Genomic DNA, 19,721 nt, shown 5'->3' on the forward strand with positions numbered 1-19,721 from the left:
TAATGTACGAGCCGTTCGCCCAGATATTTACAGCTCTTTGATCAATCCGTATCTTTCATTTTGCAACGTGGGTTGATAAGTCTCCTGATTTCTTTTTGTAGTCTATATTTCTTATCAGCTGTTCAACACTTTCCATGTCCAATTTTTCACAATCGACTTCGTAATAAACGATAAGCAATAGATCAGGTTCAGATTTCAAGTTCCAACTGTATTTGCAATCTACAGATGTGCTAATAGGTATCTGATATCCTTCAAAGCTACCTATAATCTCCCTCTTCATTGGCCTTTTATGCGCTTGATGAACCTCTAAAGTTCTAGCCAATCCTAATGATATATTGTCGTCAATATTCCTAGACTTGTGTAGAATAATGTGCAGGCTACCATCGGACTGATTATTTTTTAGTAGTAATGGTCCATGCGCTTTCTCGATGATTGACCACCTGTCATCTAAAGGTATTGAAAATTCCCGCCATGATATATCTTCTGCACTTGATAATCCGCTATACAATATAAGGGCAGCTATAATTAAACCAAACTTAGTTGTCCCTATTCTCCTTGTATGATTCATGGACATACATCTCCAGTTGGGGCCCCGGAACCGTCACAGCATTTTGCTTTCAACAGATTTACAGTCGACCCATAACTCTCAATCCTTTTTATAGGTGTTGATATCTTCATTTCGAACCCAGCCATTAGATAGAAGAAATCATTTCAAAATTGGATACAGGATTGGATCACTATTATTAGGGATTTTTCCTCTAAATAGATTCACATTCAGATCAAAGCTAGAGTCAAAGCGTAAAGACGCCCCTGCTCATTCAGCAAACTGAAGTACAAATCTTCGAGTTTTGCCTGAAGAAGAACGTCACAAAATACTAGCTACACAATAGAAATTTGATAGCTCCTAAACGAACAAATAGAGAAATATCGGCGTCAAAATTATCTTATTGAAATTTATTAGGTTTTTCTAAGGATCAATTCTGCGTAGAATTGAGTGATAAATATCAGAACTTGGGGCTGCGGGTAGGCAAATTCTGTAAAACCTACCCTAAAGATAGATCCAGGAATTTTCTAAAAAGAGCCACCTCTTCAACAGGAGAACGGTAACGTAAAGTAAGAATAGAGAAAAGGCGCTGACCCAAGGTGCTGCAACACCAGGGGCCAGCTAACCAAATTGATAATCAGACTATCAAGATGGCTGTATGCATACTACGCTAGAAACCCGCTCGTCTTCAATAAAGTCGAGCACAATCAGCAGCTTGGAGCAATTCTTCAAGCCATGGGAGCCTAGCGCCCGCCTTTTCCTATTCTGCGCCCACCGTCCCCGCGCCCCACCCCACTCTTCCATCAAGCATCACTTACCAAGCTTCCCCACCAAGGAATGCCCACCCACAGCTTGAGTATCGCTAGGAAACAAACATGTTGATCCTAAAGCGCCGAACAGGCGAGAACCTAAGAATTGGAACCAATGTCTCAGTCACAGTGCTAGAAGTGAAAGGAAATCAAGTAAAGATAGGCATCCGCGCTCCTAAATCCCTCCCCGTCCATCGGGAAGAGATCTATGTGCGTATCGAGAGAGAACGAAAAGTAAGCATTGGAAGGGGTTGAAAGAAGGTTCTCCAAGGAAGGAGGCTACACATCAATAAAGGCGCTATTAATAGCTAGCTATCTTCGTGGTAAAGGGCAGTGAACTTATACAACCCTCTTCTCAACTACAAAAAGTCACCTCTCCACAGAAAGATAAAAGACAACACAAATTGGAGTGTACAAGCGGTATAACTAGTTCGCAGAAGACTGTGGTCGTTTTTCGATCTATTCTTCTTCATCACTACGATCTATTAGGTTTTCCGGTGAGCCCAAAGTGCTATCTTTTTCAAGCTCTTCCTTAATATCTTCAGGAAGTGGCTTAAACAACTCTTTTGCCCTCTCTTCGGCTTTCTTTTTTGCCTGTTCGTATCTTTTTTTATCGTTCATAAGTCTCTTACCAGATAATGTGGATTACCTTTATTTGAACCAACCAATTTAAACCCACCATGAGACATATAGTACTTTATGAGCTTGTCATTCATAGTCTCCATGATGCGAATTTTCTTTGCACCAATTAGATCCCCATAAATTTCATACGCCAATAGAGAAATACTGAACATTTCACCGGCATATGGACAATTCTTAGGGGCTCTCTCTATAAAATCTAAACGCATTTAAGGTTTTGTAATCTATACCTTCAACATTTAGAACGCCCTTCAGGTTTCCGGGCAGGCTTTCTTTTGCTATATCTCTTGCTTGCGCTCGAAATACATCATACCGTTCTAACGTTTCCTTATGTGACGGTTGCATTTCTTCTCCTTAAATCTGCTTGTTGAGATCCGCCTTTAGCCGTCACTGAAGGCAGTATTTTCTTGGTTCATTGCGGTCCGACCAATCATGGACATTAATAAGTGAAAGCCTGATATGGATGGGTAATGATAACGCGAATGACCATTTGAGCCTAGCGCCCGCCTTTTCCTATTCTGCGCCCACCGCCCCCGCCCCACCCCACTCTCTCACCAAGTATCACTTACCAAGCTTCCCCACCAAGGAATACCCACCCACAATTTGAATATCGGTAGGAAGAAAACATACTGATCCTAAAGCGCCAAACAGGCGAGAACCTAATAATTGGAATGGGTGTTTCGATCACAGCACTAAAAGTGAAGGGAAATCAAGTAAAGACAGGTATCCCCCCTATCCGCCGTGAAGAGATCTATGTACAACTCAATAACTAACAAAAAACAAGCAATGGAAGACATTAAGGGCAGATTCTCCAAGGAAGGAGGCGCTCGTACTTGCTCAATAGAAGTTTAAACTGATTCTTAAGTGGTATTTTGAACCGATTCCGCTAGCTCATGCCTGTAACTAATGCTCCTGTATTGTCTAGCCATCCCATTTTCAGATTGCTAAACCCAAGGGCCAACTGAAGCAGCACAGCCTCCATTGACAGTTCATGCCCATCTATTAAATTTCTTTTTGCCGGACATAACTATGCCCACTTTGTGGAAAGTAGACAATCTCATTTGTTTTTTTATTAAAAGCGGCACAGTTTCTTGAACCACAATAAAGGTACAATAGCTCCTTTTTCGCGCCGTTAATTTGCACTATCACTCTACTGTTTTTATCAGTCTTGATACTTTGCAAAATTTGTCTTGCCTCTTGCACACCCTTCTTTTCAAAATGAGCCATCCCCATGATAAAAATAACTGCCCCAATGAGGATGGACCATGAATTTTTATATTTTCTTTCATATTTTAAAACAAGAGGCCTATTCTTTTTGGTCGGCAATTTGATCTTTTTTTTAAAATTAACTATATTCCTTGCGTTTGCAGTATCTTTATTTACATATTCACTAAGACAAATTTTGTACAATGAATAAAAAGTTACCAAGCCTGCCGCCGCCAACGGAACATATAGTATGGTCCATATATTGAGAATCATTCCATGATATAGAATTTGATGAAAGTTTCTGTCCAGGATCTCTCCATCCAAATCTAAAACTTGAAAGAATCCGTGTGTAAACGCCGTGCTAGCCGAGTAAAGAAATGCTGTAATACAAGCTAAAATAACTGCACTATCTAGAAACTTAATAGTTCGCCCCTCTTAATTATATTGATTAGCCTTAAACTTATTTATACCACTCTCACTATAGCTTTAAAAGCAACTCAATCAAAGTACCTAGATAGATTAATTAAATACTTGAGGCTGGTGTATTTGTCCAGTCAAAATCCTACCCTCTCCAAATTAGGCAAAAAATAGGGGCCGTACCTACCCACGGCTTGAATACCAAAGGGAAGTAAATAGGTTGGCCATAAAGCACCGAACCGACGAAAGCTCATAAATTGGAACAAATATCCTAGCTGCTGTACTGGAAATGGAAAGCAATCAAGAAAAGATAGGCATCCATGCCCCCAAATCTTGTAAGCGATCAAGCAACCTCATCTAAAAATCAGCCAACTTTTCTCTACTCTCCTGATTTTCAATAATCAGGAATTCTCAATGAACCCCAGAGAAAATCCGAATTTTGGAGGAGCATATCAGTGCCAGGAACAACAGCGATTTTCCCAGACAGTATATTGTCAACAACACGATCTGAAACCCAGAACCTATACTTATTGGCACAACAAGCAGAGCAAGCGACGACCCAAGTTGATCCCGGTGACTATACCGGCTTTTCAGGCTTCTGTTGATTTGACCTTGCCCGATAGCATTCAGATGCAGCTGCCGGTCTCTGAGCTGGCACCTCCTGCGGGAGCAACATTGATGCTACGCCCAAAACAATCCGCTCATAGGTTCCTCAGATACTGAACTCAGATTTCCGTTACTGAAATGTTCAGATCCAGGTGACTTGAAGTCAGCTGATTTGTTGGATCTCCCGGGTGGTATGCGGTAGGTACAACCGATATTGACCACGCTATATCCTCTAGCTTACATACCACAGTACCTAAATAACCCCTCTTTGACAAATCAGAGATTATTTGCTGATCTTCAGCTAAGCCTGAGTTTCGATAAAACTTATGGAGTCTTTCAGTAGCAATACTTGCTGATCGCATAGCAATTTCATCAGAGGCGCCTAAAGACTTGGCGAAAGCGGCCGATGTAACTGCTGCCCTAACGCCATTATCTCGCAAAACTTGGATTTCATTGGAACCAATGGAATAGAACTTTCCACCTTTTACTCTACAATAGCCACCTACATCATCAATTGGTTTTCTAATTGATTTAGTATTAACTACTGTAAAGTAAGCCCGATAATTAATTACACCCGGCGACTCTACTTGAGATTTCCACTCATCAAATAGTTGATATGAACCAATTTCCTTTTCAACAAACTCCACTAAATTAGAAAATTGCTCTGCACGCTCGATAGTGATTGGAGGGTTGGATGTAATTGAGCAGGCAGCATTGCCCCCTGTAAATAATATTAAAATTATAATTTTCCATACTTTCATGTTTCTTCCTTGTTTTTACAGTAATGGAAACATACCAAATAGAAGTATAAATCGCCTCGGCCATTGACTAAAGGGGGTAGATAGGAAAAATGCTAGGCACCCAAAACAAATTTATATTCCCCAATGAAAATGTATTAAAGCAAGCAGCATCTAAGATTAGATTTTATAAAAATTGTTGGGCATCCAACAAATAGTGTAGAGAGCTAGAGCTATAGGCCTCGGCTAGCTTAGTTAAAATCGTATTAAAGAAAAACGGAGTTAATTCAACAGGTTGTAGCGCCGCCTTTTTCTATTCCGTGACCACCGCCTCTGCACCTCACTCCATGGCGCGTCCAAACATCACTTACCAAGCTTCCCCACTATGGAATACCCAGCCAAGGATTGAGTATCAGCAAGAAACAAACATGTTGATCCTGAAGAGGCAAATCGACGAAAATCTAAGAATTAGAACAAGCGTCTCAGTCGTAGCTCTAGAAATGAAAGGCAACCAAATACAGATAGGCATTCACGCCCTCAAATTTCTCCCCGTACACCGCAAAGAGATCTATGTGCGTTTCGAAAAGGAGCGGAAAGTTGGCAGTAAAGGGCGTTAAGGACAACTGCAACCTGCACCTATATTTATTATAGGTAATTAGTTAATATGACCTCCCTACACAAGGGAGGCCTTAACTACTGTAATCTTTTTACTATAGATCCTAACCTTCAGACTGAAGTTAAAGTGGGGCCCTTATTCTCCCACTCGTCAATCATTCTTTCGGTCAGCGCCCTCAAACGTCCCATGTACAGAATATCTTCTTGAAGCTCTTCAGCTTCTTCATCATCACATTCATTAATATCAACATCACACAATTTTTCTTCGTAGCAAGCAAGGGCTTCTCGTATGTAGTTCAAATCTTTGTAGTTATAAGACATCACTTGACTCTCATATATTTTTTTAAGGCAGCAAGCTTTTCAAAATACTCGGAAACAGGCATGTCGATTTCCGCTTCAATCGAGTAGTGGGTATTGCCTTCTGCATCGGGAAACATATCTTTTGCAATAATCAACCCTGGTTCCAATCTCGCATCTTTGGTAATTATCCACCAGGCATCCTTTCCCTCTCTAAATGGAACTTTACTACTGATACCATCGAAAAGTGATACCCCACCCGATTTAGCCAAAATATACGGCTCTGAAGAGCCTGGCATCCGATAGGTTACGATATCGTTTCGTTTGGGCCTTTCTTCACCCGTTCTGTTATTTTTCACCATCATTGGCCGATGGTCCTCACGATACCTAACCTTATCAATCTGCGGATTATCAAGCTTTCCTTTCCTAAGCACCACATCCACATCAAATCTCTTCATATAGACTTGATTGGCACGTTTGTGTAGTTTTGCGTGCCCTATGGCATCATCCCGTGTAAAGCTCAAAACATTTAGACCCATTGACTCACTCCATAAGTATCAATCCCATGTTGGTAAGCGATATTACGTCAATGCTTAACGACGAGCCATAGCCAGCCGCAAACCCAATCCCCTTTACCATTAGAGTCATAGCGAATCCAATTAGGTAACTCAGTAGCTTGAAGCGAACCCCCAATTTCCGAGTGCTTAGCCCCCACCTTTTACTGATCCACGTCCACCACTCCAAACCGACGAAAACTTAAAAATTGGAACGATCGTCCACACAATAGTGCTGAAAGTGAAAGGAAATCAAGTAAAGATAGGCATCCACGCCCCCAAATCCCTCCCCCCCTATCGTGAAGGGATCTATGCGCGTATCAAAAGAGAACAAAAAGTAGGCACTGAAAGGCTGTGGGAGCAGATTCACGATGGAGAGGCCCCATCCAAACCTCCTCCCCATTATCCTCATAATGGTATCTCTGAGGGCACACTATCCCAAAGATAGCCAAGTCGCAGCTCTATAGTTACCTTCATATGTATCAGAAAGCAGCCCCCTCTATAAGTGAAAAACCAACACTAGCTGGGACGATCAACTGAGTTCAAGACATAGTTAGCGTTACTGCAATCTGTATACTTTAATTTTATCAGTTACCTTTTCCCATTCATCTTCATAACCGGCTGAACGAAAATAGGCCATCAGTGTAAAGAGTAATTCTGGACACCAACCAATTAAAAAGTATAACCCCCAACCCTATCGACTAAAAAGTTAACCAGCACCAAATGATGCACTTTGTAACGCCCTGAGCAATTGACCAGAAATTTTTGTCGGCTGTTCGGTATGGCGATTAACAAAGACATGCGTCATAGAGCCATGCGCACATGCATTTTCTTGATTTTCTTTAAAAATCGCGACACCATATTCCACCGAAGAATTGCCTATTCTATTAACCCTAAAAGCACCAAGTATTTTTTCAGGGTAAGAAATACCGGCCAAATAATTACAATCAGATTTGACTATGTAACCAATGTTCTCACTGGTTTTAATATCTAATTCAGCCTTATTAATCAAAAAGCTGTTCACAATGGTGTCAAAATATGAGTAGTAAACTACATTATTTACATGCCCATACACATCATTATCCATCCATCTGGTAGTTAACTCTTCAAAATAAAAATAATCTGTACGTAACACAGCCTGCTTACTCACAAAGCCTCCTCATAAGCAGCCTGATAAATCAGGAGAGCATCATCATGAGACAGAGGTTTCGGATTATTAATTAGTAAGCGAGTTTGTAGCATTGCATCAGTGGCGAGCATCTCTAAATGATGCTCGCCAATATCTAATTGCTTTAAGGCCCGGGGTAATTTTAATCGTTCAATTAGCCGCTCAATAAAGACAATGAGATCAGAACACACTTTTTGATCTGATTGAGACGTATTTATGTGTTCACAAATATATGGCGCCAATTCACTATAGAGCTTGGCTGTATCACTCTGATTAAAGCGCATTACATGCGGTAATACTAACGAGTTACCTAATCCATGAGGTACATGAAAATGCCCCCCTAATGGGTAAGCTAGAGCATGTACAGCGGCAACTGGTGCATTGGCAAAAGCTTGTCCTGCAAGGCAGGCACCCAATAACATATTTTGTCTTGCTTCTATGTCCTCGCCATGATGTGTGGCCTGTTCTATATTTCTTGATAGCAATAGCAACGCCTGCTTAGCTAGCATATCTGAATAGGCATTTTTTTTATGCTTAGACGTATATGCCTCTATGGCATGCACCATAGCATCAATGCCAGTTGCAGCAGTCACATGAGCTGGCAACCCTAGAGTTAATTGTGCATCTAATAAGGCAACATCTGGTAATAATTGTTTAGAGACGATGCCATCTTTGGTGGTTTCTCCTGTTGTTAAAACCGCGATGGGTGTTACTTCTGAACCTGTGCCAGCAGTGGTAGGTATTAAAACCAAAGGTACGCGACCTCCTTGAACTCGTTCAAGCCCATATAGCTGTTCTAGAGGTTGGTGAGAATCCATCATTACAGCAACAACTTTAGCGGTATCCATTGAACTGCCACCACCAAATCCAATTACACCATCAACATTATGCTGCTTTGCTAAGGCTACTGCCGAGAATACGATCTGCTCTTTAGGATCAGCACTAACTCCATCAAAGATAATGGTCGCAAATTTACTATGTAATTGTTCCTTCAGTTTCGTAACCAAACCACAATTTACAATACCTTGATCAGTGACCACTAACAACTTAGTGATATTTAGTTGGTCACATATCTCACTAATTCTATTTAACCCGCCAGGGCCGTTTATAATCGATTTTGTAGTATTAAATTCAAAACTTAACATAGGATTGTCACCGCCTTAATTATTATGTGTCACAGTTTCGTTTGGCAATAGTTCCATTTCAAATCCTAGGGAACTTCTGATTAGCTCAGAGTAAATTTGGTGCTAATCAGTTGTCAGTCAAGACTACGATAAATTAATCACCAAGTCACCAGTGTAGATACGCCGATTAAAGGGTTACTCAATAGTATTGCGAAATATAGATGCAGGTTGATACTGATCGTATTATTGGGCTTAGTGAATAGCCGGTTTGGCTGAATAGGCCCCATGCAAAGCCTTATAACGCAAACTCCCGACTGCAAGTCTACAGAGATGTATTCAAAATGTGCTGCAAGATGCCCATATTCTTTATTTTTGCTCCAGTAGCACCCCTTATAGTAACGGTCTTTCGTTTATTCTAGAAATATTACCCCAAGCAGAGATATGAGATTTATAAGATTCTCTGACGTATCTAGATTATTTGGCAGCTAAACCTCTCCCCAGCCCCTCACCCGGTGTGAGCGCGCTCAACGTATCTGATAATGACCCACGAGTTGGGCACGGGCCAGCGATAGATCCAAGGCTTCAATGCCATATAGACTAGGCCGTTAACCGAGGTTTATACCTAACCCTCTTTTCCTTAGCGCTACTCCACCATTGGGGAGCTCCAGCCAAAGGCGCTTTTCAAACGATATATTGATGGAAAAAGGTTTTTTATTGAAAAAGCCAGAGGTTATATTCTGACCTAAATGTATCTTGGATGTGTTATATATGCTTGTTTATTGTATCTAAAAATTTAACTTTAAAATTTATTAGCTCCAATGATTCAGCTGTAAAAATTTAAGCTAATGCTTGATCCACAAAAATATAAACTGCCCATTAATTTCCTTGACTTGTTCAACCACTGCCCAGCTATACAAACTATAAGCATGTTGATAGGTTTCCTTAATACCTTCTGAAGCAATCTCATACTCTTTAGACTCTAATATTATTCCATCTTTTTTTGGCATAAAGAACTTACTTATCTTAAATATTTTGGTAAATCAGATAGGAAACCACTTCCTTTTTCGTGCTAACTATACTGCACACCTATCTACTCCGAGCCAAAAACTACTTACGAAGCTTTCTCACCAGGGAATACCCATCCAAGGCATGAGTATCATAAGAAAACAAACATGTTGATCCTAAATCGCCGAACTCGCAAGAGCTCAGAAATTGGGACGGATGTCTCATCTACGGTGCTGAAACTGAAAGGAATCACAAAGAAGGTATTGAAAGCAGATTAACATCTATAGAGGAAACCCTTACCAAATCTCCTCTGTAAAAGTTAAACATTATTTGGCAGCAAGATTCGACTGTCGCACAAAATTTTTATGACTATGGCGGTCTTGCTGCAATGCCTTCCTAGACATTACCTTTATAAAAATCTGGAACATCGATTGAGCTCGGCTTGATTCTAATTCCCCTGATCAATAGCCATAGGCCAAATGTGACTTCAAAAAAAGCACCTGGTAGCATGAAGTATCTAAGCACTTGAGGGGGATCGAGCAACAAAAATGTCTAATGTCAAACTTAGGGACGGCTAACACTGTGTACTTATGTTCGAAAGAGGAAGCATAGATACCAGTATTAAAGTACATAATGTTAGCCGTCCCTCCTGAGCACCTTGTTAAATTTTGGACTGATTCTGGCCATCCGGTACAGGCCTATGTAGTCACCATCTTTGAAGGATGCGAATTTAGATTCGCCTTCAATTTGGAATCCGAACTTCTTATAGAGGTATATTCCATGCTCATTATCGGTGTAAACATCTAACTCAAGTCGAACAATATTCATCCAGTTGTCAGATAGATCAATTGCTTCCTTTAGAAGACGACTACCTAGCCCTTTTCCGTGATTGTCTGGATGTACTGCCATACCAAAACTAGCAACATGCTTAGCTCTAGGCTTGCTATTAAGATCTATTCCAATATAACCCTGGACTTTTTTCTCGACCTCAGCGACCAGCACAACCGAGCTTTCCGTTCTCTCTTGAAATAGGCAACTGACCTTCTCATGTCCAAGGTAAGGATGCTGAGAGCTTTGACTTACTACAGATGGATGATCGAATATTTCTGAGATTCTTTCATAATCTTTAATATCCGCAGCTCTAATTTTTATTTCCACTATCTCTCCGATAGAAATTTAACAGGTAATTCAAAAGCAACATCTATATCACGTTTCTCTATAATTCCAAAGCACACCCACAGCTTATGTATCAACGGGAAACATTCAGATAGAACCTGATGCTCCGCATCGGCGAAGATCCAAGAGTTGAAACAAGTGTCCCAGTCACAGTACTGAAAGTGAAAGGCAACCAAGTAAAGATAGGTATCCACACCTCCAAACCCCTCCCCGACCATCGTGATGGACAACTATGTTCACATCAAAATGGAAAGAAAACTAGGCAATGGGAGGCGTTAAAAGCAGATTCTCCAACGAAGGAGGCCCCAACAGAGCCTCAAACCTTTTAAAGGCTAGCCCCTACCAGACAGCGACATATTAAACTGGATTATCTTTTTGACTTCATCCCTAGGAACGACTCGATATTCCGATGATGGCAACAGGCTAACCATCATTCCCAGTACTCGATAATTTTAGAAACCTTATTACCTTCAAATTCAAAAACTGACAGATGAATATTTCCGCTAGCAACTTCGAGTCTTTCTACCGCTGCGGCACCAAATCCAGGTAAAACCCTCAAAATTTTATATCTACCTTCGGTAAGCTTTTAGTGTTTGGTAGTAATATATTTAGCAGCATTGCCGTAGAGCTCTTTTCTTGTGTAGGTTCCACCGTAAACTTCATGTACATAGACGAAATCATCTGTATACATATCAAACAATTCATCTAAATCATTGATAGATGCAGTCGCCAGCATTGCTCTATTTTGTGCTTCATTTACAGCTCTAACTACATTTTCAAGATCAATTGAAGAAGTAGTCTTCGCTCCGGCATTCACAGAAATGCCGAGTATTAGAAAAAGAGTGATAATACCCAGTTTTTTCATGAATAATTCCCTTTTATTTCTGAATAGTAAAAGACATAATAGTTAGCTCAAAAGCAATATCTATATATCACGCTTTTCTTTAATTCCAAAGCCCATCAGCCCCATGATACAGAGGGTCAAGATATTATCTTTGGTTGGTACAGGTGTGCAAAGAAAGATATAGATCAGTATATCTGCTGTTCCTCCGCTCTATATCTTTTGAGGAAGGTCTAGTGTTACCGCAGGTTTCTCTAAACGTTCTGCACAGCCCTCGAAATAAACCTAACCACCTTGTTAGGTGCACCATTTTTCACTAATTTCTTCCCAAACGGCTTTTGAATCCAAAAATAAATGCTGCTTTACTTTCAGCCTTTCAAAGCCTGTGTCAAGCAAGCTGACAGGAACATACATGGCCTTTTCATCGTTCTTCCCAGGTAAGGATGATCCACATTCTGAGCAAAAACTTGTTTGCCAATCATGATTTGGCTTTATCCATGTTTTTATATGGTATTGACCAGAAACCCACTCAAAACTTTCATTAGGAATCACCGTTACGGCTATTCCGCCCCCACCTGTAGCTTTACGACAAATAGAGCAATGACAAATATATACATCTTCGGGAATTACCTTACTTCTGAAATTTACGGCTCCGCAATTGCAAGAACCTTCTGCTAATTCAGTCAACTTTATATCCTTTAAGTTTCACACACATGGCATGAGAGTAAAGCTGAAACATAGCGTTTACTTTCTCGCCATGCCAAAGCTTATCAAGCTCCTTATCTTGCCGCATTCTTTAGCTCTATCGTATCTGTGTATATTGATTTGAAGCTCTTAGCCATCGTTGGATTTACCCCTATTAATATGGTGGCACTACTGTCCCAGCAGGCTATTTCAAAAATTGCTTTTTCTATCTGAGGTTTTGGTTCAGAGGCATTCCAGTAATTAGGGTTTCCATCAACGTACGGTGGCTCAGCAACCGCAAATCGGGTGCCGATAGGAAAAGCGCTGAATACTGCCCAAATGAACTGAATATCATTGCTAGTTATTATTTTTTCTAGCTCAACACCAGAGTGCCAACCCTCTGATATAACCAAACCATTAGTTTCTATGTCGCTGACAAACCAATCATAATCATGGCATGAAATATTGAGAGCAGAGAAAACTTCCTTCATGTTTGTGAAGAATTTTACCTGATCTGTTCTTTCAAGAATTAGGTTCATACGCCTTAAAGTTAACTGTCAATTCAAAAGTAACATCTATATATCACGCTTCTCCACAACTCTAAAGCTCGTCAGCTCTACAAGACAAAAAGTCAGTAGCTCGAATTGTAGTGGTCTAATCCTTCAGAACACTAAGCCTAGATGGTAAAACTGCCAAGCGAGGTGAAGTATGAGTACAAAAGGTACACGTCGGCATTTCAATACCACCAATCCGTTGAAGATAATGAGGCACTGCTACCCTGGAATATCCAATTTGAGAGAGTTGGGATGGGTGCAACCGCATAATATATCGGTACTGTTCGCAAGAAGGCAGTCGTCTGTTGAATAGTCGTATTTGCCTGTTGATGACACAGCCCTTTGAGCCTTCCATGACTCAGTATTCAGCGATGCCATCCCAGTACTCTAAATACAACCCTTACCTACGATCTGGTAAGATCACTTACTATCGGAGAGGTTTTAGTTGTAGAACTGTACAATATCACTCAAAAGTATGATCTAGATCTGTTCTCTATTGCAAGAGTATTAGAGTTGTCCAGAAACTGTAACAGAGATTGTATGTAATTGCTCGGTGGCTATAGCTTTGGTCGGCTGGATTGGTCTTATACTTTTGATAAAGCTTATTCGCGTGGTAGTTTCCAAAGGTCGAAAAAACTCAGTAAAATTTATTTTCACGTAGGCGCGGGCTTTCGCTATTATCTTACGGACTCCCTGTATATGAGTCCTGAATAGATACTGCACAATATTGGCAAGATGGGCGATTACGATGCAAACGTGTTTAAACATGTTAAGTTTGACTTAAAAAATCATGATATCTGGCAGGCAGGTGTTTCCTACACTTTTAAGCGCCATGCACTTTGCAATGACATAAATCAACGTCGTATTTCTAAGGGGGGATTCTATTCCCCCTTAGAAATATTTAGAGCCCTGAAACAGGTTATCACCGTCCTTGAGTCGCCTCAAAGAGGTCTTTAATTAATTTTTCAATACTCTCTGTCTTATCTCCACGATCAGTGTTAGCCAATAAGATTACTCCGACGTTATCCTTTGGGTTGAACACTAGGTAGGAAAAATATCCAAGCTCAGCTCCGTTGTGACCGATTAGAATATGGTCTTTACCCCCATAATTCCAAAGCCAGTCAGAATACCAGAAGACCCCAAAACCATTCTGGGAAGGCGTCAGCATTTGACTAACTGATTCTGCCTCGAGGATCTTGATGCCAGACTTTCGTGAAGCTAACACTCCTTCGTTCATTACTGCAGCTAAAAATCTCGCCATATCAAATGCACTACTCCGTAGGCCACCATCTGGCCAGGTTGCAAGTTCATAAAATGGAATTGAAGATAGAGTGTTATCAACTGTGGTATGAGGGCTTGCCAGATTGCTCTGGTTTAACTTGGAGAAACTCCAGCTGGTATTGTGCATACCAAGAGGGGTAAAAATCTCTTGCTCTGCGTAATCAGCCAGAGTTAAGCCCGTGCTAAGCTCTACTGAGTAGCCTGCTAATGCTGCGGCGATATTTGAGTATTTGTAGTCCTGCCCGGGTGGTAAGCCCGTGAAGTTACCACTGGAATCGTAAAATTCCCCCTCACTGTCCAAATAGGCACCGAGAAATCCATCCAGTGTAATTGGGCTGCTATCTGGACAGAACCCAGGCTCTATTAAGTTAAACAACTTTGTATGAGTGCCGTCACCATGATCGATATAGTAGCTGCACCGGTAAGCCAGACTGTCTTTAATTCCCGAGCTGTGAGTTACGAGGTCTCGGATGGTGATAGGTAAGGAGTCTGGATTGTCAATGTTAAAGTCATCTTCACCCAGTAAGTTTTGAATTTCCTGATCTAAATAGAGATAGCCGTCCTCCTGCGCTATGGCCATAGCAGTACCCATAACTACCTTACTGATGGATGCCAGCCAAAATGAAGTATTCCTGGTAACCCTTTCATTATTTTCAAGGCTTTTTACACCGTAGCCTTTAGACCATATAACAGGCTTTTCTGGATTGGTAACTATAGCTACGGCCATGCCTGGAACTTTATAGTCCAGCATATACTTTTTAATCATACGATCAATAGTATGCTTCTTACCTGGTTTAAATACCTCTTTGTATACTCCCGGACTATCAAGATAAATTGCTGAAGCATTAGTATCTACAGCATTTCCATTGTTGGAGACTAATAGCGTGAATAAGATGAGAGGTTGAGCAAATACTGATTTTCTATGACGATATTCCATGCCAAAGCTTCCTTTCTTGAATGTTAATTAATTGAGTAAAAGTCTGCCGTACAGCTCTATATCAATAGTATTATTTTCACTAACTTCTGAACCTCTGATGAATGTAATTAATAATTTTTAGTCAATTAAAATCGACAACTTGGATATTAAAACAGGCGCTAAGAGTTGAACTCTAGAAGCTCCTCTAATCAACTTTACCGACTGCGGTAACCGGTAACACATAAAGCTGCTCTGGTAGCTTAAGGGTGGCCAGGCCCCTCTCGGTTAAGAAGTCGCGCAATCCTTGTAGGCTTGGCGTCTTGTCTGCATATACGATAGCCGCTCCAACTTGTTCTCCCAGCTCTTTGTCTGGCAAGGGAATAACAGCTGCTTGTTGGTTGCGTACATTTGATACTTAGATAATTTGGGATAGTGGCTTTGAATACTATTAGCTACCTCAGAGGCTAAATACTTTATCTTATTACCCCAATTATTTGTAATTTACGTCTTAAATCCCTTTTGAAGATCCATATGACCTTACGCTTACTAGGCAACATATTTTAGAACCACACTATCAAATACCTTTTCAATTAATTCAGAAACTATATCTATATATCACGCTTTTCTATCATTCCAAAGCTTATCAGCCTGGTCATACACTAAAATAAATAGGACCAAGAAGCCACTTTCCATCCCTACACACTCTTTTATTTCTCCCCAAAGAACAAATTACCAGGCCTCTCTTCTAAAGGCTGCACTCTTACAGCATGGGTACTGGTACACATACACACCGCAAATCTCTCCCTGTCCATTAAGAAGAGATCTACGTGAGCGTAAAAAAGAACAAGAACTAGACACTGGAAGTGTGTTGAGAACAAACTCTTCAAGGAAGGAAACTCCAGCCGAGTCCTATCAATAGAAGATAAAACTGTATTAGACAGTAAGATACAGATATCGCACAAACACCTAAGTCAGTAACTGCATTATTTACCGGCTGATGTGTTGACCGGTTATGTCTTTTAACCTAAAGGGATGAAATCGATTGAGGTTTCAGACAACTCATTGTGCAAATCTTGATCGATTTTACCAGTCTGATTTCTGTCATTTACAATCTATTCAGATGAGATATGCTATGAAGTATTCTACCTAAAATCTTCATCGTCGATTAAACCATCATTTTGCATTTGGTTTGTAAATAGCTCAATATGCTCTTTAATCTCGTCGAGTGCCATTTGCATCACTGGTCACTCTGTGGATTCACTTTTGCGTTAACTGCGAAAATTACTCAACCCGAAGAGAAATATATTGCCTTGCATCAGAGACCATACGAGTGAGTGAGTGTCTATCTAAGTATAATTTCATACTGCACTGCGATCTAGTGGTTGATAGAAGTGCATAAAGGCTCCTGAAGAACACGTCGCAAATTTTATGAGCTTGTATTTCGCCGAAATTTCACCGCTTTCAAATAAGCGTTTTCCTTCGCCAACAACTACTGGAAAGGTCCAAAGTCTAAGTTCATCTACCAAGTTATGCTTAAGAAGTAACTGCACTAATTGCCAACTACCGTGTACCTGTAACAGGGGCCCATCTATTTCTTTAATTTTGGCGACCTCTACAGCTGCATTAGAGCCCTTTAGTTTGAATGAATTATTCCATGTTAGATCATCAGTACCTGATGTCACCACATATTTTTTTGCCATATTTAGTTTGCCTGCTGCTGGATTATCAGGTTCGGCACTGGCAAAATTTGAGGCAAATAAATTATATGTATTACGCCCTAATAGCAGGTCATACGGTTCCTTCATTGCCTCCTTTACAACTTGTTCCATAACATCACTCCAACAATCCTTTGCCCAACCTCCATGACGGAAGCCGCCTGAAAAATCTTCCTCGGGTATACTGGGTGCTTGCATTACACCGTCAAGAGTTTGAAATATCAGTATGGCTAAATTTCTCATTGGCTGGTTCTCTCGAGGGGTAAATCATTTATGGCATCTTATGCAGGCTTATTCTTAGAAATACAAATCTTCAAACGTTGTATAAAACGCCGCTTAATAACAATCTCAAACAAGCAGGAACGCTATAAGCACCCACTAGATATCGCTCGAACTGTCTTGTAGGCCTCTAGCCAGAGTGACTACAATCACATCTTTGGCACTTTTTCAATCTTTGTAAATCTGGGTCCATATAATCCCAAGGTTCGCCGCTACTTTCATATACGATCATCGTAGGGTTGAATTGCTCCAAATCATGAAGACTTCCGGCATGGACAAATTCTAACCACGACAAACCACTGTTTTCTGCATAATTATGCGAACCGCAACGAGGACAAAAACCCCTCCTTGCTGTATTTCTACTATCCGCCTGCTTCTCATGAAACGCAAGATCACCGTTTATGATTAAATTCCGCGAGGAACAGCAATATCTGAAATGTGCCCTGCGGCACTAACTTTCTGGCAATCTGTACATTGGCCATGCCCCGCCATTACAGGCTCTTCGGAGCAATTATAACTAATAAAACGGTACAAACACTCTCCGGATATTTTGGGCATGAATTTCCACCATTACTTACGAAGTTAAAGTCACTAGTCTACCATTTCTTTTTTTATGTATAAGTGTGCGTGTATGAGCCCTGACGATCAACTTATCCGTTCCGATTACCCTATCGTGAACGGACTGGATGTATTTGGCGATAAATGGACGCTAGTTACTCTAAGAGACTTGCTATTTGGTAAAGAAACCTATAACGAACTCACTGATTCACCTGATAAAATACCAACAAATAGGCTAGCAGAGAGATTAAAGATGCTAGAAACAGAGGAAATGTTGGCAAAAGAACAATATCAGTAAAACCTAAGCGATATAAGTACTTGCTAACACAAAAAGGCAAGGTCGTCTTGCCAATCCTTCAGGAAATTGCCAACAGGGGTAATACATACTTTGAAGGCTCAGGGGTTCTCCCTAAAGTGGTTCATGGTAACCTAGCTCTCAGCCTTTAAGTTGGAGCAGTGGCATTGCAGCAGGTCCTCGCCAGCCTGAAAGGCTGGTGATACCAAATGATATTTGACTTCATCTCACCCGGTTAGATAACCATTAGTGGCAATTTACTTTTTACTCTTAACATTAAAAGGAATTATGTTATGAATCCAGAAAACTTAGATTGTAAAATTTCAGGGGAGCTTGTTAATTTCTCAATTAAAAAATATAAAAATAGAGTTTTCCCAAAGGAGGTAGAGACTCACACATTAAAATTATTACTTAATAGTATAGGGGTAATGCTGGCAGGCTCAAAATTTGACATATCCAAAGATATCATATCTTTATACGAGAGAAAGAAACTAATTCAAAACTCAAATAAATCCTCTATAATTGGCTTCAATAAAAAATCTTTCGCAGTAATTTCCGCAAAAATAAATTCTATTCTAGCAAATCAAACTGAGTTTGATGAGACATCAATGATTGCTATCGTTCACCCTTCCACCATTATTCTATCAACAGCCCTAGCTATAGGTGAAGAGTATAATGCTAGTGGCGCTGATGTATTCTATAGCTACTGCATTGGACTGGAGATTTTTGTTCGCCTTGGAGCTGCATTCAGGGATGACAATTTTTATGGCTTTTACAACCCTACAGTTGTCGGGCCATTGGCGAGTTCCATTACTGCTGGTTTGCTCATGAGATTAAATGAGGAACAGCTTCTAAATGCATTTTGTATTGCTGCTTCTTATAGTGGAGGGGTACAGGAGTGGGCTGATCATGGTGGTAGTGTTAAGAGGATGTTATGTTCAGTAGCTGTTGGCGCTGGTATTGAATCTGCGTATTATGCCTCCATAAATATAACAGCGCCTCATACAGTCATCGAAGGAAAACATGGAATTTGCAATTTTAGCAAGGAGCGAAATTTTAATATCATATTAAATCATCTTGGGCAGAAATTTTTGCTCATGGAAACAGCAATAAAGAAATACAACTGTTGCAACGCTCTTCATGGTGCTGTAGAAGCAGTGGAACACCTGATTAATGCACACCCTATAAATGTTAACTCTATACGTAGTATAAAAATTGGGGTTAGCAAGTTTACAATCGATCACTGCTCTAACAAAAACATAACTGACTCACTAAGCGCCCAACTATCTATATACTATGTTGTAGCTCTCACTTTCACTTTCGGCTCTCCTACCTCCATAAAGTATGATGAAAATTTATTTAAAGATGAAACAATATTATCTATCATGGATTCTATTTGTTTGTATCAAAATCCAGAATATACGGACAATTGTTTTGGCGCTAACGTTAAAGTTGTACTGCTTGATGGAAGCTGTTATGACAAAGAGGTTATTGACTTCAAAGGATCAGCCAACAATCCTTTATCACTTGAAGAAGTAAAGAATAAATTTTTTAACATATTCCCCACTCCCGAAGCCAACAAGTGCAATAATATATACAAAGAATGCAGCAAAATAAAATCTTTTGAAAAAATTATGGATTTAACAAAGCTAATGGTCTTATAAAATAAAAAGATAATAGAGTTGCACTTCTTGACAATTA

Annotated in this window: 21 protein-coding genes and 3 pseudogenes; 7 read left to right on the forward strand and 17 right to left on the reverse strand. The window is 40.2% G+C overall.

Features of this window, described 5'->3' with window-relative positions:
* Nucleotides 1-55 precede the first annotated feature (55 nt).
* Entirely contained in the window at nt 56-574 is a 519-nt protein-coding gene (locus ACJJIO_RS00460; RefSeq protein WP_444909793.1) for a hypothetical protein, read from the reverse strand.
* Between the two features lie 845 nt (nt 575-1,419).
* Between ACJJIO_RS00460 and csrA the strand changes: the two genes are divergently transcribed.
* Nucleotides 1,420-1,608 carry a carbon storage regulator CsrA gene (gene csrA, locus ACJJIO_RS00465; RefSeq protein WP_444909794.1) on the forward strand — a complete coding sequence of 63 codons (189 nt, stop codon included), beginning with the start codon at nt 1,420-1,422 and terminating at the stop codon, nt 1,606-1,608.
* 204 nt (nt 1,609-1,812) lie between these two features.
* Here csrA and ACJJIO_RS00470 read toward each other — a convergent pair whose 3' ends face one another.
* The gene (locus ACJJIO_RS00470; RefSeq protein WP_444909795.1) at nt 1,813-1,974 is read right to left on the reverse strand and encodes a hypothetical protein; all 162 of its coding nucleotides are present in this window, start codon (nt 1,972-1,974) and stop codon (nt 1,813-1,815) included.
* 650 nt (nt 1,975-2,624) lie between these two features.
* Here ACJJIO_RS00470 and ACJJIO_RS00475 point away from each other — a divergent pair.
* Nucleotides 2,625-2,765 (forward strand): carbon storage regulator, encoded by a 141-nt coding sequence (locus ACJJIO_RS00475; protein WP_444911022.1) that lies wholly within the window; start codon nt 2,625-2,627, stop codon nt 2,763-2,765.
* 229 nt (nt 2,766-2,994) lie between these two features.
* Here the strand turns inward: ACJJIO_RS00475 and ACJJIO_RS00480 are convergent, their stop codons facing one another.
* Nucleotides 2,995-3,522: a hypothetical protein gene (locus ACJJIO_RS00480; protein WP_444909796.1), complete on the reverse strand. Its 528-nt coding sequence runs from the start codon at nt 3,520-3,522 to the stop codon at nt 2,995-2,997.
* A gap of 507 nt (nt 3,523-4,029) precedes the next feature.
* Here ACJJIO_RS00480 and tnpA point away from each other — a divergent pair.
* On the forward strand, nt 4,030-4,338 hold the full coding sequence (tnpA, locus tag ACJJIO_RS00485; protein ID WP_444909797.1) for an IS66 family insertion sequence element accessory protein TnpA: 309 nt from the start codon (nt 4,030-4,032) through the stop codon (nt 4,336-4,338).
* A 2-nt stretch (nt 4,339-4,340) separates the two neighbouring features.
* Here the strand turns inward: tnpA and ACJJIO_RS00490 are convergent, their stop codons facing one another.
* Nucleotides 4,341-4,982, reverse strand: coding sequence for a hypothetical protein (locus tag ACJJIO_RS00490; protein WP_444909798.1), 642 nt, complete (start codon nt 4,980-4,982; stop codon nt 4,341-4,343).
* Nucleotides 4,983-5,386: 404 nt separating this feature from the next.
* Here ACJJIO_RS00490 and ACJJIO_RS00495 point away from each other — a divergent pair, with 404 nt between their 5' ends.
* Complete coding sequence (locus ACJJIO_RS00495; protein WP_444909799.1) at nt 5,387-5,575, forward strand: carbon storage regulator; 189 nt, start codon at nt 5,387-5,389, stop codon at nt 5,573-5,575.
* Between the two features lie 109 nt (nt 5,576-5,684).
* Here ACJJIO_RS00495 and ACJJIO_RS00500 read toward each other — a convergent pair whose 3' ends face one another.
* Nucleotides 5,685-5,894 (reverse strand): hypothetical protein, encoded by a 210-nt coding sequence (locus ACJJIO_RS00500; RefSeq protein WP_282953297.1) that lies wholly within the window; start codon nt 5,892-5,894, stop codon nt 5,685-5,687.
* Nucleotides 5,894-6,409 carry a hypothetical protein gene (locus ACJJIO_RS00505; RefSeq protein WP_143731642.1) on the reverse strand — a complete coding sequence of 172 codons (516 nt, stop codon included), beginning with the start codon at nt 6,407-6,409 and terminating at the stop codon, nt 5,894-5,896. Before ACJJIO_RS00505 ends, ACJJIO_RS00500 begins: the two co-directional genes overlap by 1 nt.
* Before the next feature lie 217 nt (nt 6,410-6,626).
* Here ACJJIO_RS00505 and ACJJIO_RS00510 point away from each other — a divergent pair.
* Nucleotides 6,627-6,872: pseudogene (locus tag ACJJIO_RS00510) on the forward strand (carbon storage regulator); the annotation flags it as partial.
* Between the two features lie 261 nt (nt 6,873-7,133).
* Here ACJJIO_RS00510 and ACJJIO_RS00515 read toward each other — a convergent pair.
* The 11 genes and pseudogenes from ACJJIO_RS00515 to ACJJIO_RS00565 all read right to left on the reverse strand — a co-directional run bounded on the left by ACJJIO_RS00515 (nt 7,134) and on the right by ACJJIO_RS00565 (nt 17,725).
* Nucleotides 7,134-7,574 (reverse strand): acyl-CoA thioesterase, encoded by a 441-nt coding sequence (locus tag ACJJIO_RS00515; protein WP_444909800.1) that lies wholly within the window; start codon nt 7,572-7,574, stop codon nt 7,134-7,136.
* Complete coding sequence (locus ACJJIO_RS00520) at nt 7,571-8,737, reverse strand: iron-containing alcohol dehydrogenase (protein ID WP_444909801.1); 1,167 nt, start codon at nt 8,735-8,737, stop codon at nt 7,571-7,573. Before ACJJIO_RS00520 ends, ACJJIO_RS00515 begins: the two co-directional genes overlap by 4 nt.
* 821 nt (nt 8,738-9,558) lie before the next feature.
* Nucleotides 9,559-9,723 carry a hypothetical protein gene (locus tag ACJJIO_RS00525; protein WP_444909802.1) on the reverse strand — a complete coding sequence of 55 codons (165 nt, stop codon included), beginning with the start codon at nt 9,721-9,723 and terminating at the stop codon, nt 9,559-9,561.
* Nucleotides 9,724-10,357: 634 nt separating this feature from the next.
* Complete coding sequence (locus ACJJIO_RS00530) at nt 10,358-10,879, reverse strand: GNAT family N-acetyltransferase (protein WP_444909803.1); 522 nt, start codon at nt 10,877-10,879, stop codon at nt 10,358-10,360.
* Between the two features lie 604 nt (nt 10,880-11,483).
* Nucleotides 11,484-11,762, reverse strand: a complete 279-nt coding sequence (locus tag ACJJIO_RS00535; protein ID WP_444909804.1) for a Cif family virulence factor — start codon at nt 11,760-11,762, stop codon at nt 11,484-11,486.
* Nucleotides 11,763-12,035: 273 nt separating this feature from the next.
* Entirely contained in the window at nt 12,036-12,425 is a 390-nt protein-coding gene (locus ACJJIO_RS00540; RefSeq protein WP_444909805.1) for a GFA family protein, read from the reverse strand.
* Between the two features lie 92 nt (nt 12,426-12,517).
* The gene (locus tag ACJJIO_RS00545) at nt 12,518-12,961 is read right to left on the reverse strand and encodes a hypothetical protein (RefSeq protein ID WP_444909806.1); all 444 of its coding nucleotides are present in this window, start codon (nt 12,959-12,961) and stop codon (nt 12,518-12,520) included.
* A 937-nt stretch (nt 12,962-13,898) separates the two neighbouring features.
* On the reverse strand, nt 13,899-15,194 hold the full coding sequence (locus ACJJIO_RS00550) for a serine hydrolase domain-containing protein (RefSeq protein WP_444909807.1): 1,296 nt from the start codon (nt 15,192-15,194) through the stop codon (nt 13,899-13,901).
* A 184-nt stretch (nt 15,195-15,378) separates the two neighbouring features.
* The gene (locus ACJJIO_RS00555; protein WP_444909808.1) at nt 15,379-15,549 is read right to left on the reverse strand and encodes a hypothetical protein; all 171 of its coding nucleotides are present in this window, start codon (nt 15,547-15,549) and stop codon (nt 15,379-15,381) included.
* A gap of 982 nt (nt 15,550-16,531) precedes the next feature.
* Nucleotides 16,532-17,131, reverse strand: coding sequence for a dihydrofolate reductase family protein (locus ACJJIO_RS00560; RefSeq protein ID WP_444909809.1), 600 nt, complete (start codon nt 17,129-17,131; stop codon nt 16,532-16,534).
* A gap of 166 nt (nt 17,132-17,297) precedes the next feature.
* Nucleotides 17,298-17,725: pseudogene (locus tag ACJJIO_RS00565) on the reverse strand (GFA family protein).
* 73 nt (nt 17,726-17,798) lie between these two features.
* Here ACJJIO_RS00565 and ACJJIO_RS00570 point away from each other — a divergent pair.
* Both ACJJIO_RS00570 and ACJJIO_RS00575 read left to right on the forward strand, forming a co-directional pair.
* Nucleotides 17,799-18,172: pseudogene (locus tag ACJJIO_RS00570) on the forward strand (winged helix-turn-helix transcriptional regulator).
* Nucleotides 18,173-18,313: 141 nt separating this feature from the next.
* Nucleotides 18,314-19,684, forward strand: coding sequence for an MmgE/PrpD family protein (locus ACJJIO_RS00575; protein ID WP_444909810.1), 1,371 nt, complete (start codon nt 18,314-18,316; stop codon nt 19,682-19,684).
* Nucleotides 19,685-19,721 lie beyond the last annotated feature (37 nt).

The sequence above is a fragment of the Microbulbifer mixtoriginis (SeqCode) genome, assembly GCF_052467235.1.

Excerpts from the sequence above, each read along its gene's own strand:
- ACJJIO_RS00505 (WP_143731642.1), bottom strand. The coding sequence starts at position 6,409 with ATGGGTCTAAATGTTTTGAGCTTTACACGGGATGATGCCATAGGGCAC.
- ACJJIO_RS00495 (WP_444909799.1), top strand. The coding sequence starts at position 5,387 with ATGTTGATCCTGAAGAGGCAAATCGACGAAAATCTAAGAATTAGAACA.
- ACJJIO_RS00560 (WP_444909809.1), bottom strand. The coding sequence starts at position 17,131 with ATGAGAAATTTAGCCATACTGATATTTCAAACTCTTGACGGTGTAATG.
- ACJJIO_RS00470 (WP_444909795.1), bottom strand. The coding sequence starts at position 1,974 with ATGAACGATAAAAAAAGATACGAACAGGCAAAAAAGAAAGCCGAAGAG.
- ACJJIO_RS00575 (WP_444909810.1), top strand. The coding sequence starts at position 18,314 with ATGAATCCAGAAAACTTAGATTGTAAAATTTCAGGGGAGCTTGTTAAT.
- ACJJIO_RS00550 (WP_444909807.1), bottom strand. The coding sequence starts at position 15,194 with ATGGAATATCGTCATAGAAAATCAGTATTTGCTCAACCTCTCATCTTA.
- ACJJIO_RS00490 (WP_444909798.1), bottom strand. The coding sequence starts at position 4,982 with ATGAAAGTATGGAAAATTATAATTTTAATATTATTTACAGGGGGCAAT.
- csrA (WP_444909794.1), top strand. The coding sequence starts at position 1,420 with ATGTTGATCCTAAAGCGCCGAACAGGCGAGAACCTAAGAATTGGAACC.
- tnpA (WP_444909797.1), top strand. The coding sequence starts at position 4,030 with ATGAACCCCAGAGAAAATCCGAATTTTGGAGGAGCATATCAGTGCCAG.
- ACJJIO_RS00525 (WP_444909802.1), bottom strand. The coding sequence starts at position 9,723 with ATGCCAAAAAAAGATGGAATAATATTAGAGTCTAAAGAGTATGAGATT.
- ACJJIO_RS00535 (WP_444909804.1), bottom strand. The coding sequence starts at position 11,762 with ATGAAAAAACTGGGTATTATCACTCTTTTTCTAATACTCGGCATTTCT.
- ACJJIO_RS00545 (WP_444909806.1), bottom strand. The coding sequence starts at position 12,961 with ATGAACCTAATTCTTGAAAGAACAGATCAGGTAAAATTCTTCACAAAC.
- ACJJIO_RS00460 (WP_444909793.1), bottom strand. The coding sequence starts at position 574 with ATGTCCATGAATCATACAAGGAGAATAGGGACAACTAAGTTTGGTTTA.
- ACJJIO_RS00520 (WP_444909801.1), bottom strand. The coding sequence starts at position 8,737 with ATGTTAAGTTTTGAATTTAATACTACAAAATCGATTATAAACGGCCCT.
- ACJJIO_RS00500 (WP_282953297.1), bottom strand. The coding sequence starts at position 5,894 with ATGTCTTATAACTACAAAGATTTGAACTACATACGAGAAGCCCTTGCT.